Source organism: Sphingobacterium sp. xlx-130 (assembly GCF_011007405.1).
Classification (GTDB): domain Bacteria; phylum Bacteroidota; class Bacteroidia; order Sphingobacteriales; family Sphingobacteriaceae; genus Sphingobacterium; species Sphingobacterium luzhongxinii.
The window spans coordinates 132,495-146,655 of sequence record NZ_WFKN01000003.1 but is presented as its reverse complement, the minus strand read 5'-3'; the positions used below and the strand labels follow the sequence as shown (position 1 = coordinate 146,655).

10 protein-coding genes are annotated in these 14,161 nt (G+C 38.9%); 8 read left to right on the top strand and 2 right to left on the bottom strand.

All coding sequences use genetic code 11. The annotated features are described in order from the left end of the window. Window positions 1-207: 207 nt before the first annotated feature. Window positions 208-2,862, bottom strand: coding sequence for a heavy metal translocating P-type ATPase (locus G7B18_RS03895; protein ID WP_164108297.1), 2,655 nt, complete (start codon window positions 2,860-2,862; stop codon window positions 208-210). 132 nt (window positions 2,863-2,994) lie between these two features. Between G7B18_RS03895 and G7B18_RS03890 the strand changes: the two genes are divergently transcribed. The 7 genes from G7B18_RS03890 to G7B18_RS03860 all read left to right on the top strand — a co-directional run bounded on the left by G7B18_RS03890 (window position 2,995) and on the right by G7B18_RS03860 (window position 11,848). Beyond that, window positions 2,995-3,927, top strand: a complete 933-nt coding sequence (locus G7B18_RS03890; RefSeq protein ID WP_317164253.1) for a tyrosine-type recombinase/integrase — start codon at window positions 2,995-2,997, stop codon at window positions 3,925-3,927. A 13-nt stretch (window positions 3,928-3,940) separates the two neighbouring features. After that, a complete protein-coding gene (gene hpf, locus G7B18_RS03885; RefSeq protein ID WP_164108298.1) occupies window positions 3,941-4,285 on the top strand; it encodes a ribosome hibernation-promoting factor, HPF/YfiA family in 345 nt (114 codons plus the stop codon). Window positions 4,286-4,444: 159 nt separating this feature from the next. Next, on the top strand, window positions 4,445-4,807 hold the full coding sequence (locus tag G7B18_RS03880; RefSeq protein WP_164108299.1) for a hypothetical protein: 363 nt from the start codon (window positions 4,445-4,447) through the stop codon (window positions 4,805-4,807). Between the two features lie 189 nt (window positions 4,808-4,996). Further along, window positions 4,997-5,524: a ferritin gene (locus G7B18_RS03875; RefSeq protein ID WP_164108300.1), complete on the top strand. Its 528-nt coding sequence runs from the start codon at window positions 4,997-4,999 to the stop codon at window positions 5,522-5,524. A gap of 312 nt (window positions 5,525-5,836) precedes the next feature. After that, window positions 5,837-8,521, top strand: a complete 2,685-nt coding sequence (locus tag G7B18_RS03870) for an outer membrane beta-barrel protein (RefSeq protein ID WP_164108301.1) — start codon at window positions 5,837-5,839, stop codon at window positions 8,519-8,521. Further along, a complete protein-coding gene (locus G7B18_RS03865; protein ID WP_317164371.1) occupies window positions 8,518-9,489 on the top strand; it encodes an NAD(P)H-quinone oxidoreductase in 972 nt (323 codons plus the stop codon). Before G7B18_RS03870 ends, G7B18_RS03865 begins: the two co-directional genes overlap by 4 nt. 73 nt (window positions 9,490-9,562) lie before the next feature. Beyond that, on the top strand, window positions 9,563-11,848 hold the full coding sequence (locus tag G7B18_RS03860) for a GH92 family glycosyl hydrolase (RefSeq protein WP_164122102.1): 2,286 nt from the start codon (window positions 9,563-9,565) through the stop codon (window positions 11,846-11,848). A 44-nt stretch (window positions 11,849-11,892) separates the two neighbouring features. Here G7B18_RS03860 and G7B18_RS03855 read toward each other — a convergent pair whose 3' ends face one another. Beyond that, window positions 11,893-12,744 carry an AraC family transcriptional regulator gene (locus G7B18_RS03855; RefSeq protein WP_164108303.1) on the bottom strand — a complete coding sequence of 284 codons (852 nt, stop codon included), beginning with the start codon at window positions 12,742-12,744 and terminating at the stop codon, window positions 11,893-11,895. A 146-nt stretch (window positions 12,745-12,890) separates the two neighbouring features. Here G7B18_RS03855 and fucP point away from each other — a divergent pair, with 146 nt between their 5' ends. Further along, window positions 12,891-14,135, top strand: a complete 1,245-nt coding sequence (gene fucP, locus G7B18_RS03850) for an L-fucose:H+ symporter permease (protein ID WP_164108304.1) — start codon at window positions 12,891-12,893, stop codon at window positions 14,133-14,135. Window positions 14,136-14,161 lie beyond the last annotated feature (26 nt).

Genomic DNA, 14,161 nt, shown 5'->3' with positions numbered 1-14,161 from the left:
ATTACTTATTTATACAAACCTACATAAATTCGCTTTTATGCGCAATACAATTGCGTAGTAAAATAAAATCGAATTTTGTAGCTTTCCTCATCAATTTAGATTCTTTTATATTGAGGAAATGGCCAAAAAAGACAAGTACTTAGTGACAGTCCGATTTGGCAGGGGATGTCACTAAGTATTTCTTGAATGCATACTGTCGACTGTTTGTTACAGCTTCTTTAAATTAAGACGTAATGAATTTGCTATCACAGAAACCGAACTTAAACTCATAGCTGCTGCTGCTATCATTGGAGACATCAGCATCCCAAATACGGGGTAAAGCAAGCCTGCAGCAATCGGTATTCCTATCACATTGTAAAGAAAAGCAAAGAGTAAATTCTCCTTAATGTTTCGCATCATCATGCGGCTTAAGTCAATCGCTTTGGAGACGCCTCTTAGTTCGCCTTTAAGTAAGGTAATGTCCGAGCTCTGTATGGCCACATCGGTACCAGAGCCCATGGCTATGCCCACATCTGCCTGAGTGAGGGCGGGCGCATCATTTATACCGTCGCCAGTCATTGCTACAATCTTACCTTCTCCTTGCAGTCTCTTTATTTCATGGAGCTTGTCCTGCGGTAACAGTCTTGCTTTAAAGGAATTAATTCCTGTTTCTTTGGCCACAGCCTGGGCAGTAAGTTCATTGTCTCCTGTAAGCATTAGGACTTCTATTCCCAAGCTTTGCACATGCGAAATTATTTCTTTCGCGTTAGCTTTTATCTTATCCCGGACAGCTATAAAACCGGAGTATTCATTACCTACTGCGAGATAAGAGACACTGGATCCCTCTGACTGTAATCGACTTACCTTATCTTTTGTTGGAGAGGGGATTTCAATTTTATTGTCGTTGAGTAGGGCTTCATTACCTAAAAGTACAGCGGTACGGTCTAGTGTAGCTGATACGCCTTTACCCGTGACATTTGTAAAGTCACTAATAGGGGATAGAGGTATAGATTCAGCTTCAGCTTTGTTGACCATAGCCTCTGCAAGTGGATGTGAACTTTGTTTGTTGATAGAAGCGGCAACCTTTAGAATGTGATTGTCTATCGTCCCGTTTTTATTCTCATAGGTGGTCACCTCAGGTTTTCCTTCTGTTATGGTGCCCGTCTTATCCAAGATAAGATAGTCTATTTTTCGAAGTTGCTCTAAGGCTTCCGCTTTTTTAACCAATATTCCATTTTTTGCTCCCTTTCCAATACTCACCATAACCGACATCGGTGTAGCCAATCCTAAGGCACAGGGACAGGCAACTATTAGAATGGCTAACGCATTGGTGATGGCGTAGGCTAGTCGATCTTCCACTCCGCTTAACATCCAAATGATAAAAGTAGCGACTGCTATGAGAATAACTATAGGGACAAATACTTTTGAAATCTTGTCCGTGAGCTTTTGTATAGGAGCTTGACTTCTACTCGCATCATTGACTAGTTGTATGATTTGTGAAAGTAATGTTTCGGCGCCTATATGTGTAGCTTTCATTAAGAAGCTCTGATTGCCATTGATGGTTCCGCCGATGACATTATCATCCTTATTTTTCTCTACAGGAATAGATTCGCCTGTAATCATCGATTCGTCTACGGACGATGAACCCTCCGTAATGACTCCATCAATTGGGACTTTATCGCCCGGACGAACCCGTAATATGTAATCTTTTTTGATATCGTTTACAGCTATCCGCTGCTCGGTCCCTTCATGTAGCCAAATGGCTTCTGCAGGTGTCAGCTTGATGAGGGCTTTGATAGCGGAGTTTGTTTTGGAATGCGCTTTAGCTTCCATCAGTTGTCCGAGTATCACCAAAGTGATAATTACGACTACCGATTCAAAATAAAGTGGTGGGTGTGCGTGATGGGCACGCATTTCGGCCGGAAGAATTTGAGGAAACAGCAGGGCAATAATACTGAATATAAAAGCTGCAGCTGTTCCTAAAGCAATCAGACTAAACATATTCAGATTCCAGGTCTTAAAGGAGATCCAGCCTCTTTGAAAGAAAGTCCAACCGGTATAAAAGATCACTGGTAAAGTTAAAATAAATTGGATCCATCCATTTATGTGGGGAGGTATTAACTTGCTAACCGCATTTCCGGGAAGCATATCGCCCATAGATAGTAGAAATACGGGCAAGGTGAATAGGGTGCTGATAATCAGTTTCTTCTTCCAATTCTGATAAGTGTCGTCTTCTGTTTCTATTTGTTGGTTTGCAACGAGATCCATACCACAGATAGGACAGGCGCCTGGACTGTCTTGTTGTATTTCTGGATGCATCGGGCAGCTGAATACGACTTTTACTGTGGCCTCCGGGATTTTTTCCAGATTCATTCCACATACGGGACACATCCCAGCCTTGTCATATACTTTGTCTCCTTCACAATGCATCGGGCAATAGTATTTTCCAGCGTTGGATGAGCTGTTGTCGGAAAAATGTGATTGATGATGTTTACTGGGCTGCTGTTCGTGTATTTGTTCTAAAGCGACTAAGTGCATATTACATACCGGGCAACGGCCTTTTTCGGGATAATTCTTATCATGTCCCTCACAAAACATAGGACATATATACTGTCCGCTTGCTGAGTCAGCTCTTTCTTTTTGAACCGGGGAATTGTTGGTGTGCCTGTGCTCGTATTCGTGAATGTGGTAATTCGTGTCGAGCTCAGCTAACTTCCGTTGCAATAGAGGAAGGTTTGGTAGGGTAGCGCTTTCTATTTCGGCCTGTTCTTTTTCTAATGAAACTGTTGCTTGTATACCTTCGATCTCATTCAGTTTGGCTTCGATATGCCTACGACAACCGTCGCAGGTCATACCATGTATATGATATATGTGTTTATGCATATTGGCTTTTTATTAGTGTCTTTATTGTAAGTTAACACGAATTTCGGCTTATTGTTAGCAGATATGTTATATAATTTTTAATAAATGATATAGATTGTTGAGACGTTAATTTTTTTGATTAGATATTGGTTAATGCAGTTCATTTTACTTAAGTTTGGTTACAAGGTACGTAAAGAAGAAGATATGTTTAAAGATCGGTTTATTCGCTTTTTGACGTTTGAAAAACGTTATTCACCGCATACGATAAAGGCGTATGAAATGGAGGTGAAATGTTTTTTAGAATTTCTTGAAGCTGAAAAAATACCTTTTGAAGAGGTGGATCATAAATTGATGCGATATTACTTTTCGCTGTTGCGGGAGAAAGGAAAAGAAGCTACATCGGTCAATCGGTCTATTTCTACTTTGCGGTCATTTTATAAATTCTTACAAAGGGAGCAGCTAATTGCTAAAAATCCAGTACGTCTGGTACAGGCATTAAAAACACCGAAGAAATTACCGGTGGTGATAGAGAAGCAAAAGATGAATCATCTTTTAGAACATATGGACGAAGTGGCTGATGATTTTGAGTCGGTGAGAGATTTTATTATTATGGAGCTACTTTTCGGTACAGGGATTCGACTTTCCGAACTTTTACAAATAAAGGAGCAGGATATTGACTTTTACAATAAAAAAATTCTTATATTAGGGAAACGGAACAAAGAGCGTTTTGTACCCTTACATTTACCCTTAATCGAAGAATTAAAAAGATATTTAGAAAAAAAGAAACTTCAACATGTAGAAAACAATTCCGGATATTTAGTCGTTACTAAAGAAGGAAAGCAAGGATATCCGATGTTAATATATAGAGTAGTAAAAAGGTACTTAAGTATGATCACTTCACAAAAGAAAAAAAGTCCACATGTACTTAGACATAGTTTTGCTACTTCATTGTTAGACAACGGCGCAGATTTAAATGCGATCAAAGAATTATTAGGTCATGCAGGATTGGCAGCGACGCAAGTCTATACGCATAATTCGGCTGAGCGATTAAAATCAATTTACAAACAAGCACATCCAAAGGCTTAAAAAAGGAGGAAAAATGAACATTACTGTGCAATCAATTAAATTCGATGCAGACCAAAAATTGGTAGATTTTATCAAAAGGAGAACTGACAAGTTAGAGCAGTATTTGGACAATATCATTGAGGGCGTATGCTATCTTCGTTTGGAAAATGTAGAAGACGAGGAGAACAAAGTGGTAGAGTTGAAGTTTAATATTCCAGGAAGCCAGCTTTTCGCGAAGGCGCAGGCGAAGAGTTTTGAGGAGGCGACGGATATCGCAGTGGAGTCGTTGAGACGACAGATTAATAAACACAAGACGAAAACTAGAACTAACGTTAGTAATCATAAGGAATTACTTTCGGCGGAGGAAGATGAATTTTAATGGGAGGAAGTTCCCATTTATAAAAAAGGAAAGCGGCTTAGTATTACTAAACCGCTTTTTTATTTTCTGTTGCGAAATTTTATTTGGATTGATTCTTAATTAATTTTATATTTGCACATCGTTTAATGATTAGTGGTCTAAAAGATAAAATAACCGGAAATGATTTGTCCATTGGCTAACGTAGAAGAGGTGTATATAACGGAACATGGTGCCGTTTATCAGTGTAGTAGAAAAAATTGTTATTGGCTCGAATTTCAGGGGAATACCACGGCTTTTAAGGTCAACGATTTTTTTGTTTTTAAAAAGCGTATCGAACAGGTCGATATAGAAGCAATGTTATGTAACTCTTCGCGTTCTTTTGATTTTGAAGTCATTATGCCTTTTCGTACAGAACGTTGTTTTATTCTTTCTGTAGAAGACGTACTCAATCTCCGTGAGTTGCTTTCAGGGGCAAAATTTATGTTGGAGTTAAATGGTCAGATCCGGTCAATTTTACGTCATAATTCCCTCTTGGCTATCTAATCAAAAGCTGTTTAAAATCATACTGATTCTAAACAAGTTAGCTTAATGATTTCTAATTTAGACTTAATTTGTATTGCATTTTTTTTATTGTTATCCTATAGATCGGCTTTATCTTTGTGTTAGTAAATCGCAGGTGTGTATGGCTCGCTGTGGTTTAATGTAAAAGTGGAAATATAAAAATATAACGATATGAAAGACTTATTAAAATTGAAGTCATCTTTGACTGAAGAAATAGAAAATATATTAAATGCCCAAGTTAAAGTAGAAGCACATTCTTCCGCTTTGTATTTAGCGATGTCTGCATGGTGTGATGATCAAGGGTTGGATAATGCATCTCGTTTTTTCGCGAAGCAATCTGACGAAGAGCGTGCGCACATGTTGAAGTTGTTCAACTATATAAGCAACCGTGGTGGGAGAGCAATTTCGCCAGAGGTTACTAATATCCCCGTAGATTTTGAATCGTTCCGTGGTGTTTTTGAACAGACATTGGAGCAGGAAATGTTTGTAACAGAGCAGTTTAATAATATGGCAGACAAATGTATGAAAGCTAAAGATTATGTCACGTTCAACTTTTTACAATGGTTCTTGGCGGAGCAGGTGGAAGAAGAATATGTAGCTAGACGTATTCTGGAAATATTTGATGTTATCGGTGAAGAAGGAACTGGACGTTGGGAAATCGATAGACATTTGGTTAAAGTAGCTTTTGATGGCGAATAGTCATTATTAAATTTGTATAATATTTTGTGAAAGGCTGTCGGAATCGACAGCCTTTTTTATATACGATTGTGTAATATTTATCGTTTTAGTTATATAGGACTTTTTGATGTTTAGGACGAGATTGTTAATGCCGAAAGCCTAAAGTGAGTTTTTTTCTTATTTGTAAGTATATGATTAGTCTACTTGTAGAATGATGAAAGTTTTTTGAATAACAATATTTTAGTATATTGAACTAAGTTAGATTTTGCGAACTTATTGGTGAAATTCTCGTGGTATAAAATAAGGTTTATCATTGTTGTGTTTGCTTGTCAAATGCTGACAAATTATGTACATGCGCAAAATAGTGTATATGGTCGGGTATTGGATAAAAGAGGGAATCCCCTTAAGTCCGTTAGTGTCCGTATGACCAGTGAATTGGATACGCTTCATAAAATAACAGATTTACTCGGTAATTTTAATTTCACAGATTTTAAAGGCAAGAATCTCAATTTCGACTATAAGATGTTGGGGTATAAGAGTGCAAACAAATCAATGCTTATCGCAGGAGACAAAGTTCAGTTAGAGGTTCCTACTGTTTATCTTGAGCTATTTTCTTTGGAAATACCGGATGTTAATATTTTGAAAGTAATACCTGTTGTCGTGAACGGAGATACTTTGCAGTTTAATTTTAACGCTTTCGATTTTCGAAAAAATTCGTTGTTGGAAGACGCGTTAAAAAATCTTCCAGGTTTCCAGGTGTTTCGAGATGGTTCTGTGACTTATAATGGCAAAACGATCAAAAGAGTAAAGGTCGATAATAGAGATTTTTTTGGTGGAGATCTGTTGACGGCTACACGAAATCTGCCGGTCGACTTTATACAGAATCTACAGGTGATTGATTTTTACGGTGATAAAGAGCAGGAGACCGGTTTAAAAAATGGTGAACCAGAAAAAATACTGAATATAAGCCTGAAAGACGATCACAAGAAAATCTATTTTGGGCAAGCTACAGGTGGTGGGGGAACCAACTCCAGGTATCTTGGGAGCTTTGGAGCGAATAAATTTGATGATGGTCGGGAGATTTCTATCTTGGGTTCTTTTAATAACACCAACACGAATCTTTTTAGCTTTGGTAACCCAGAGGGAGGGGATAGAAGTCGTAACTCGATGGATATAGGTGAATATGCTGATCCTATAGATGGTCTGAACGAAGTGAGCTCTGCGGGTGTCAATGTCTCCGATAAGTGGGGGGAGTATACGTCCTTTAATGCGACATATAATTTTGTGCGTCAGGAGAATGTTACTGACGGTATATCTAAATTGACCTCTACTTATGTTGGAAACACAATTACTAAAGAGGAGACTTACAGGATTCGGAATATCGACCAGAATCACAAGATGAAATTTGGTTTTGATACGAAGTTTAAGAATTCGGACCTGCTGAAGATACAGGGAAATCTTACTTTCAATCAACTGAATGGATCAAACAGAAAACGTACCGACCTACGCAACTACGAAAAGACCAATTCCGGGGTGTACCGTGATTCTACTTCCCAAATCAGTCCGAATGGAGATCTTGAGGCGATGTACTCCAAGTCATTTCGAATGAAAGGGCGAAAGCTAGTCGCAAATATTTTGTTAAATTCCAACAATGTAGAGAAGCGGGAGAGCGTATTTGAGGAGTATGATGAAGCAGAAAGAAATGTAACAAGGGTTGATTCTGGAGAATTTCGTCAAAATCAATTTATCAAACAGAATAACTATACGAATTCGACGAAAGCGTCCGTTTCTTATGTAGAGCCCTTTCTTCAACACAGTTTGTTTGAATTTAGTTATGAATTTGATATTACGCGTATCGAAGCTATACGTCAAGTAGAGGATAAACTACCGTCCGTAACGCCTCTTTCTGTTAACTCTGATTCGCTGACCGTTGATTACGATTATTTTTTTAGAAATAATAAAACTGGTGTAACTTATCAATACGAACCAAATAAGCGGTTTAAAATGAACTTTGGGTTTGCGGTGCAGCCGCTGTACATGGAAGGGAGATTGACCAAGGACAATGTCGTCTATAAGTATGAGAATATCAATTTAATACCCAGCGCAAATGTTATTTATCGTTTCTCGAAAAATATGGACTGGCAGATGAACTATAAGGGTAAGAATAACCAACCTTATTTTAACCAGATAGCACCGGTTGTTGATAATACTAATTCGCGCAATGTCATTATTGGAAATCCAGAGCTGAAAGCGGAATCTGCGCATCGCGTTGCAACAACTTTGCGAAAGACCTTTACATCACGTATGCAGTACTTCGAAACCAATTTCGCCTACAATTTTATTTTGAATAAGATTGTGAGCGACAAGCGTTCGGCAACTAACTCCACTGTTCAGGAAACTACCTTTAAAAATACCTCTGGTTATTATGATGTTCGGTGGTATTATATGTTTAATACGCCTTTTATCAATGATGATTTTCAGTTGGATTTGACAGGAAATACAGACTATTACAATAATCTTTCTTTTATTGACGAGAAAAAAAGAACAACGAAGCAGTTGATATTGACACAGTCTATGCAATTGAAATACGCGTGGAGTGATTATGTGGAATCTGTATTTAACGCAAACTATGTGTGGAACAATACCCGCTACGATATCCCGTTTAAAACGAACATCAATGTGGAAACAATGTTCTGGGGCTTGGGGGCTAGAGGCTATCTGAATGATAACCTTTCTTTGGGGCTAGAGATGTCTCAGCGCTACAATAATGGTTACACCAGTAATTTTATGAATGAAAATCAAACTATAATGAATGGTTTTGTGGAGTGGACTTTCTTTCGGAATAAATCGGCTCTATTACGATTGCAGGGCTATGATTTGTTTGATCAAAACAAAGCGATGGGTATCTATTCGGAATATATAGGTAATGATGTTTACGAAGCAAAGAACAGTCGACTGGGACGTTATTTTATGCTGTCATTGAATGTTCGGCTTCAAAAGTTTCCAAAGAAGAAATGATGAAAGCAGTCGTGATAACACAAATGGGCGGGCCCGAGGTGCTACTGGTGGAGGAACGCTCGATTCCAGTACTTAGATATAATGAGGTACTTATTGAGGTAAAAGCTGCAGGAATCAATAGGCCTGATATCTTTCAGCGTAAAGGTAATTATCCGGCGCCCGCCGGTGTTGTTGCTGATATTCCAGGACTGGAAGTGTCGGGTGTAATTGTTGAAGTGAATGGGGTTTGTGAGAATTTGAAGATCGGAGATCGGGTAATGGCTTTGGTGGCTGGAGGAGGATATGCACAGTACGTTGCTGCACATGCTGGCGTATGTTTGGTTATTCCTGAGAATCTATCTTATGAAGAGGCTGCCGGTATGCCAGAGACTCTATTTACAGTATGGCACAATGTTTTTCAGCGAGGAGGTCTGGCTAAAGGAGAACGTTTTTTAGTCCATGGTGGTGCCGGAGGTATTGGTAGCACGGCAATTCAGTTAGCCAAGCTTTGGGGCGCTGAGGTGTTTACGACTGTCGGTTCTATCGATAAGGTTTTATTTGTCAGTTTATTGGGTGCCTCTCATGTTATTGATTATTCAGATTCAGATTTTGAAGTGGCTTGGAGGGGAATAGGAATTGATGTCATCTTAGATAGTATCGGTGGAACCTATTTTAACAAAAATATAAACCTTTTGGCGGAAGAAGGACGGCTTGTTATGATCAATGCTATGGAGGGAGCTAAGGTCGAATTGAATTTGATGAAAGTAATGTTGAAACGTATTCATATTACTGGAAGCACCTTGCGTAGCCGATCAGTGGAGTTTAAGCAAGATCTGACAAATTCTATTCGACAGGAGGTTATGCCATGGATAGCCTCGGGGAGGTATAAAACTCACATTGCTGCATGTTTTCCGTATGATAAAGCTGATCTAGCACATGAACTGATGGAGAGTCGGGGATTTCGCGGAAAAATTATATTGACTTTTTGATGTTGCTAAAATAATTTAGCTATTTGTATTGTTGGAATATTTTAGGATATTTATACATTCAAATATAACCAGCATGAAACTGAATCTAATCTTATCCTTAGTATTTGTACTGTTTATCCGATCTAGTTTTGCTCAAAGGATTGGTAAAATCGAAGATCCATTGGATTATGTAAGTACGTTAGTGGGGACACAGTCTACCTATTTTCTATCCAGTGGCAATACCTATCCGGCAATAGCGGTTCCTTGGGGGATGAACTTCTGGAGCCCGCAGACCGGAAAAATGGGCGATGGATGGATGTATACCTATACGGCAGAAAAGATTCGGGGATTTAAACAGACACATCAGCCTTCGCCCTGGATGAATGATTATGGGCAGTTTAGTATTATGACTATGGTAGGCACAGCCACATTCGATGAAAATAAACGTGCTAGTTATTTCTCACATAAAGCTGAAATTGCGAAGCCGCATTATTACTCGGTATATCTGGCCGATTACGATACGAAAGTGGAGATTACACCGACCGAACGTGCTGCTTATTTCCGGTTTACTTTTCCTAAAACTGATTCTGCCTTTGTACTTATAGACGCTTTTGATAAGGGCTCTTTTGTGGAGGTATTACCTAACGAGAATAAGATCATAGGTTATTCCACAAAAAATAGTGGAGGCGTACCAGACAACTTTAAAAACTACTTTGTTCTTCAATTCGATCGTTCATTCAACAATGTCTCCACTTTCGCAGACTCGGTAATGCAGAATGGTAGACTGAGAGTCAAGGCCGAACACGTAGGTGCTATTGTGGGGCTTCAGTCCAAAGGTAAGTCTGATCAAGTTTTAGTGAAAGTGGCTTCTTCATTTATCTCTTCGATGCAGGCTGATCTGAATTTAAGAGAATTGGATGGTCTTAATTTTGATCAAGCGGTTCAAAAAGCCGCCTCTATTTGGAATAAGGAACTAGGCAAATTACAAGTTGAAGGAGGGAGCATGGACCAACTCCGTACGTTTTACTCTTGCTTGTATCGATCGTTGCTTTTTCCGAGGATGTTTTATGAGTATGATGCCACAGGTAAGGTCGTGCATTATTCTCCATATAATGGCCAAGTGTTGCCGGGCTATATGTTTACAGACACGGGATTTTGGGATACATTCAGAGCTTTGTTTCCGTTTCTTAATCTCATGTATCCAGAAGTAAGTCTCAAAATGCAGGAGGGGCTTGCAAATGCGTATAGGGAAGGAGGCTGGCTGCCGGAGTGGGCTAGCCCGGGATACAGAAATATTATGGTAGGTAATAATTCAGCTTCTGTAGTAGCAGATGCTTGGGTTAAAGGGGTGCGTTCAAAAGATATTGAGGTTTTATACGAAGCGGTTAAAAAAGGTTCCTTAAAAGAAGGTCCGATTACGGCCGTAGGCCGGGCCGGGGCATCTTATTACAATGAGTTAGGTTATGTCCCTTACGATGTCAAAATACATGAGAATACGGCGCGAAGCTTAGAATACGCATATGATGATTTTTCTATATACCAATTGGCCAAAGCGTTGAGTAAAGATCAAGCAGATGTTGATTTTTATAAGCAAAGATCTTTCAATTACAGGAAGCTGTTTGATCCATCGACGGGCTTAATGCGAGGTAAGAATAAGGATGGTTCGTTTCAAAAACCTTTTAATCCATTCAAGTGGGGAGACGCATTTACAGAAGGCAACAGTTGGCACTACAGTTGGTCTGTATTTCAGGATTTTGAAGGTTTAGCCCAATTAATGGGAGGGCATCATGCATTGGAAATAAAGCTTGATTCCGTATTTGCTTTGCCTCCGGTTTTTGACGATTCTTATTATGGGTTCCCGATTCACGAAATCAGAGAGATGCAGATTGCAAACATGGGGCAATATGCACATGGAAACCAACCTATTCAGCATATGCCTTACATTTATAATTATGTAGGAGCACCTTGGAAGACTCAGTATTGGGTTCGTGAGACGATGAATAGAATGTATACGCCCAATCCCGATGGCTACTGTGGAGATGAAGATAATGGGCAGACTTCTGCTTGGTACGTTTTTTCAGCCTTAGGATTCTACCCCGTAACTCCCGCTACAGATGAATATATCGTAGGTACGCCGCTTTTTGATAAAGTAACATTGCATTTAGATGGTGGTAAAGTTTTGATTATTAAAGCAGAAAATAACAATGAAGATCATCGTTATATTAAATCTATGACTGTTAACGGTAAGCGTTATACCAAAAACTACCTACGTCATAGCGAACTAATAAAAGGTGGGACAGTCCATTTTTTAATGGATGGCATACCTAATAAATCGAGGGGAGTAAGTGCTGAAGACAGACCATTCTCGTTGAGTAGGTAGTCAAAGGGTTGGTGTTTCGTTTTTTTAAGAAAAGGACACCGGATTTAATTTTTTCTGTATTCCGTGGGGGTTAGTTTTAATTGTTCTTTGAAGGTCTTATGAAAGCTTACAAAGTTATTGAACCCGCTGTCATAGCAAATCTCTTTGAGGCTAAGATTAGTATTCTTTAGCAAACGGCAAGCATGCGCGACCCGGATTTCACTGACAAACTGTATGGGAGTCTTTCCCGTTTTGTATTTAAAATACCGACAGAACGAGTTTTTGGTCATTTTGGCCTGATTTGCTAATTTGCTGAGCTCGATTTTTCCCTTGTAGTATTCACGGATATAATTCATAACATCATTCATCCTACGCTCGTCATTAGAATGATTGAGGATTGCATAGTTGTCACTTACTAGTTTTTCATAGGGTAGAGTCGCATATTGTGCTAACGACTGAAGTAAAAAAGTAAACTTCAAAACCCCTTCTGTATCCAGCATTGATTTAAGATGCTGCCCTAAGGAAGGGGAGGCGGCGTCCCTGATCATCAATCCTTTTTCTGAATCTTGTATTAGCTGTTTAAGCTGTACCATTTCTGGAAGGTTGAAGAAATCTGAACCCGCAAAGTCTTTTTTGAAATGAACTACAATACAGTCTATGGGGGCATCCAGATTATCGCTTCTGAAGTTTTCAAACAACCAGTAATGCGGTAGATTCGAACCTATCAGGACAGCGTCTCCTTCTGCAAAATTTTGAATACAGTCGCCTATAAAAAGAGTTCCTGAACCTTTGTATATCCATATAAATTCGAGCTCTTCGTGATAATGCCAGCTGTTGTGGTTACGTGGATAGCTATCCTGACGGATATGAAAACTGTTGTAATAGGTACGGTCCAGAGAAAGCTGTTTCAGTTTCATTTTTGCGAATAGTTAACTTTATATTCAAATATAGTTATTGTTTTTTTTAGATGCAGGTAAAATAGTTTATTTATATGGTAAATTGGTTTATGTTTTAATCGAGAAATATAGCGTATTTAGTACTACCAATATAATCCATAGATACTATGACACAAGTAAAGAAGTACACATTTGCCATTATTTTGATAACGTCCTTATTTTTCTTTTGGGGCTTTATTCATAATCTTGATCCGATTTTAATCAAGCATCTGCGGAGTGCTTTCAGTTTGACCCATTTTCAGGCATCATTGGTAGATTCCGCTGTTTTTGTAGCCTATTTCTTTTTAGCTATTCCTGCAGGCGTTATTATGAAACGCTATGGTTATAAATCAGGTATTCTAGTTGGACTTTCCTTATTTGCTTTGGGTTGTTTTTTATTTATTCCTGCAGCAAATACAGTCAGTTATCCCTTCTTTCTAGGGGCTTTGTTTGTCCTTTCTTGTGGATTGACTATATTGGAGACTGCGGCAAATCCATATATTACTGTTTTGGGAGACCCGGCCAAGGCAACACAACGCTTAAATTTTGCACAGTCGTTTAATGGGCTGGCTGCCTCGGTGGCACCAATCGTTGGAGGGGTGTTTATACTTGGCGAAGAACCTAAATCTGCAACGGAGTTGGCTTCAATGACGGAGCAGGCTAAGTCCGCCTATATTCAGGCTGAAACGTCGTTGGTAAAAGGTCCTTATCTTATTTTAGGACTTCTTATTCTTTTTGTCGCTATATTATTTTTTTTAACAAAGCTTCCTGAGATTAAAGAGGAGGAAGGTGAATCGTCAAAAGGCTTTCTCGGCGCATTGCGTCATAAGAATGTGCGGTGGGGCGTATTGGCTCAGTTTTTTTATGTTGGAGCACAGATATACGTATTTAGCTTTTTATTGGTGTTTGCGGAAGATGCATTAGGTATGAGCGGTCAGGAAGGTAAATATTATGCTGGATTGGCAGGCTTTCTCTTTATGATAGGCCGTTTTATCGGTACTTTTTTTATGCGTTATGTGAAGCCTTATAAATTGTTGATTATCTATAGTATTATGGCCAGCCTACTGTGTTTAGTCGTTATCTACGGCACAGGGATGGCTACTTTATATGCATTGGTTGGGATTACATTTTTTATGTCTATCATGTTCCCAACTATTTTTGCGTTAGGCATTGAAGGTGCAGGTGCGGATACCAAGTCTGCATCTAGTTTGATCATTATGTCTATCGTTGGGGGAGCGGTGATACCTCCTTTGGCGAGCAAAGTGACCGATATGACAGGAAACATTCATTTATCCTATTATATTACTTTACTTTGTTTCATTGTAGTATTGTTCTTTGCATGGAATAATAAAGGGAAAGAGATAGTTAAGTAGTACGCAAGATTAAAAAATATATAGTA

Coding starts and splice junctions, on each gene's coding strand:
- G7B18_RS03895 (WP_164108297.1), bottom strand. CDS start 2,862: ATGCATAAACACATATATCATATACATGGTATGACCTGCGACGGTTGT.
- G7B18_RS03890 (WP_317164253.1), top strand. CDS start 2,995: ATGCAGTTCATTTTACTTAAGTTTGGTTACAAGGTACGTAAAGAAGAA.
- hpf (WP_164108298.1), top strand. CDS start 3,941: ATGAACATTACTGTGCAATCAATTAAATTCGATGCAGACCAAAAATTG.
- G7B18_RS03880 (WP_164108299.1), top strand. CDS start 4,445: ATGATTTGTCCATTGGCTAACGTAGAAGAGGTGTATATAACGGAACAT.
- G7B18_RS03875 (WP_164108300.1), top strand. CDS start 4,997: ATGAAAGACTTATTAAAATTGAAGTCATCTTTGACTGAAGAAATAGAA.
- G7B18_RS03870 (WP_164108301.1), top strand. CDS start 5,837: ATGCTGACAAATTATGTACATGCGCAAAATAGTGTATATGGTCGGGTA.
- G7B18_RS03865 (WP_317164371.1), top strand. CDS start 8,518: ATGATGAAAGCAGTCGTGATAACACAAATGGGCGGGCCCGAGGTGCTA.
- G7B18_RS03860 (WP_164122102.1), top strand. CDS start 9,563: ATGAAACTGAATCTAATCTTATCCTTAGTATTTGTACTGTTTATCCGA.
- G7B18_RS03855 (WP_164108303.1), bottom strand. CDS start 12,744: ATGAAACTGAAACAGCTTTCTCTGGACCGTACCTATTACAACAGTTTT.
- fucP (WP_164108304.1), top strand. CDS start 12,891: ATGACACAAGTAAAGAAGTACACATTTGCCATTATTTTGATAACGTCC.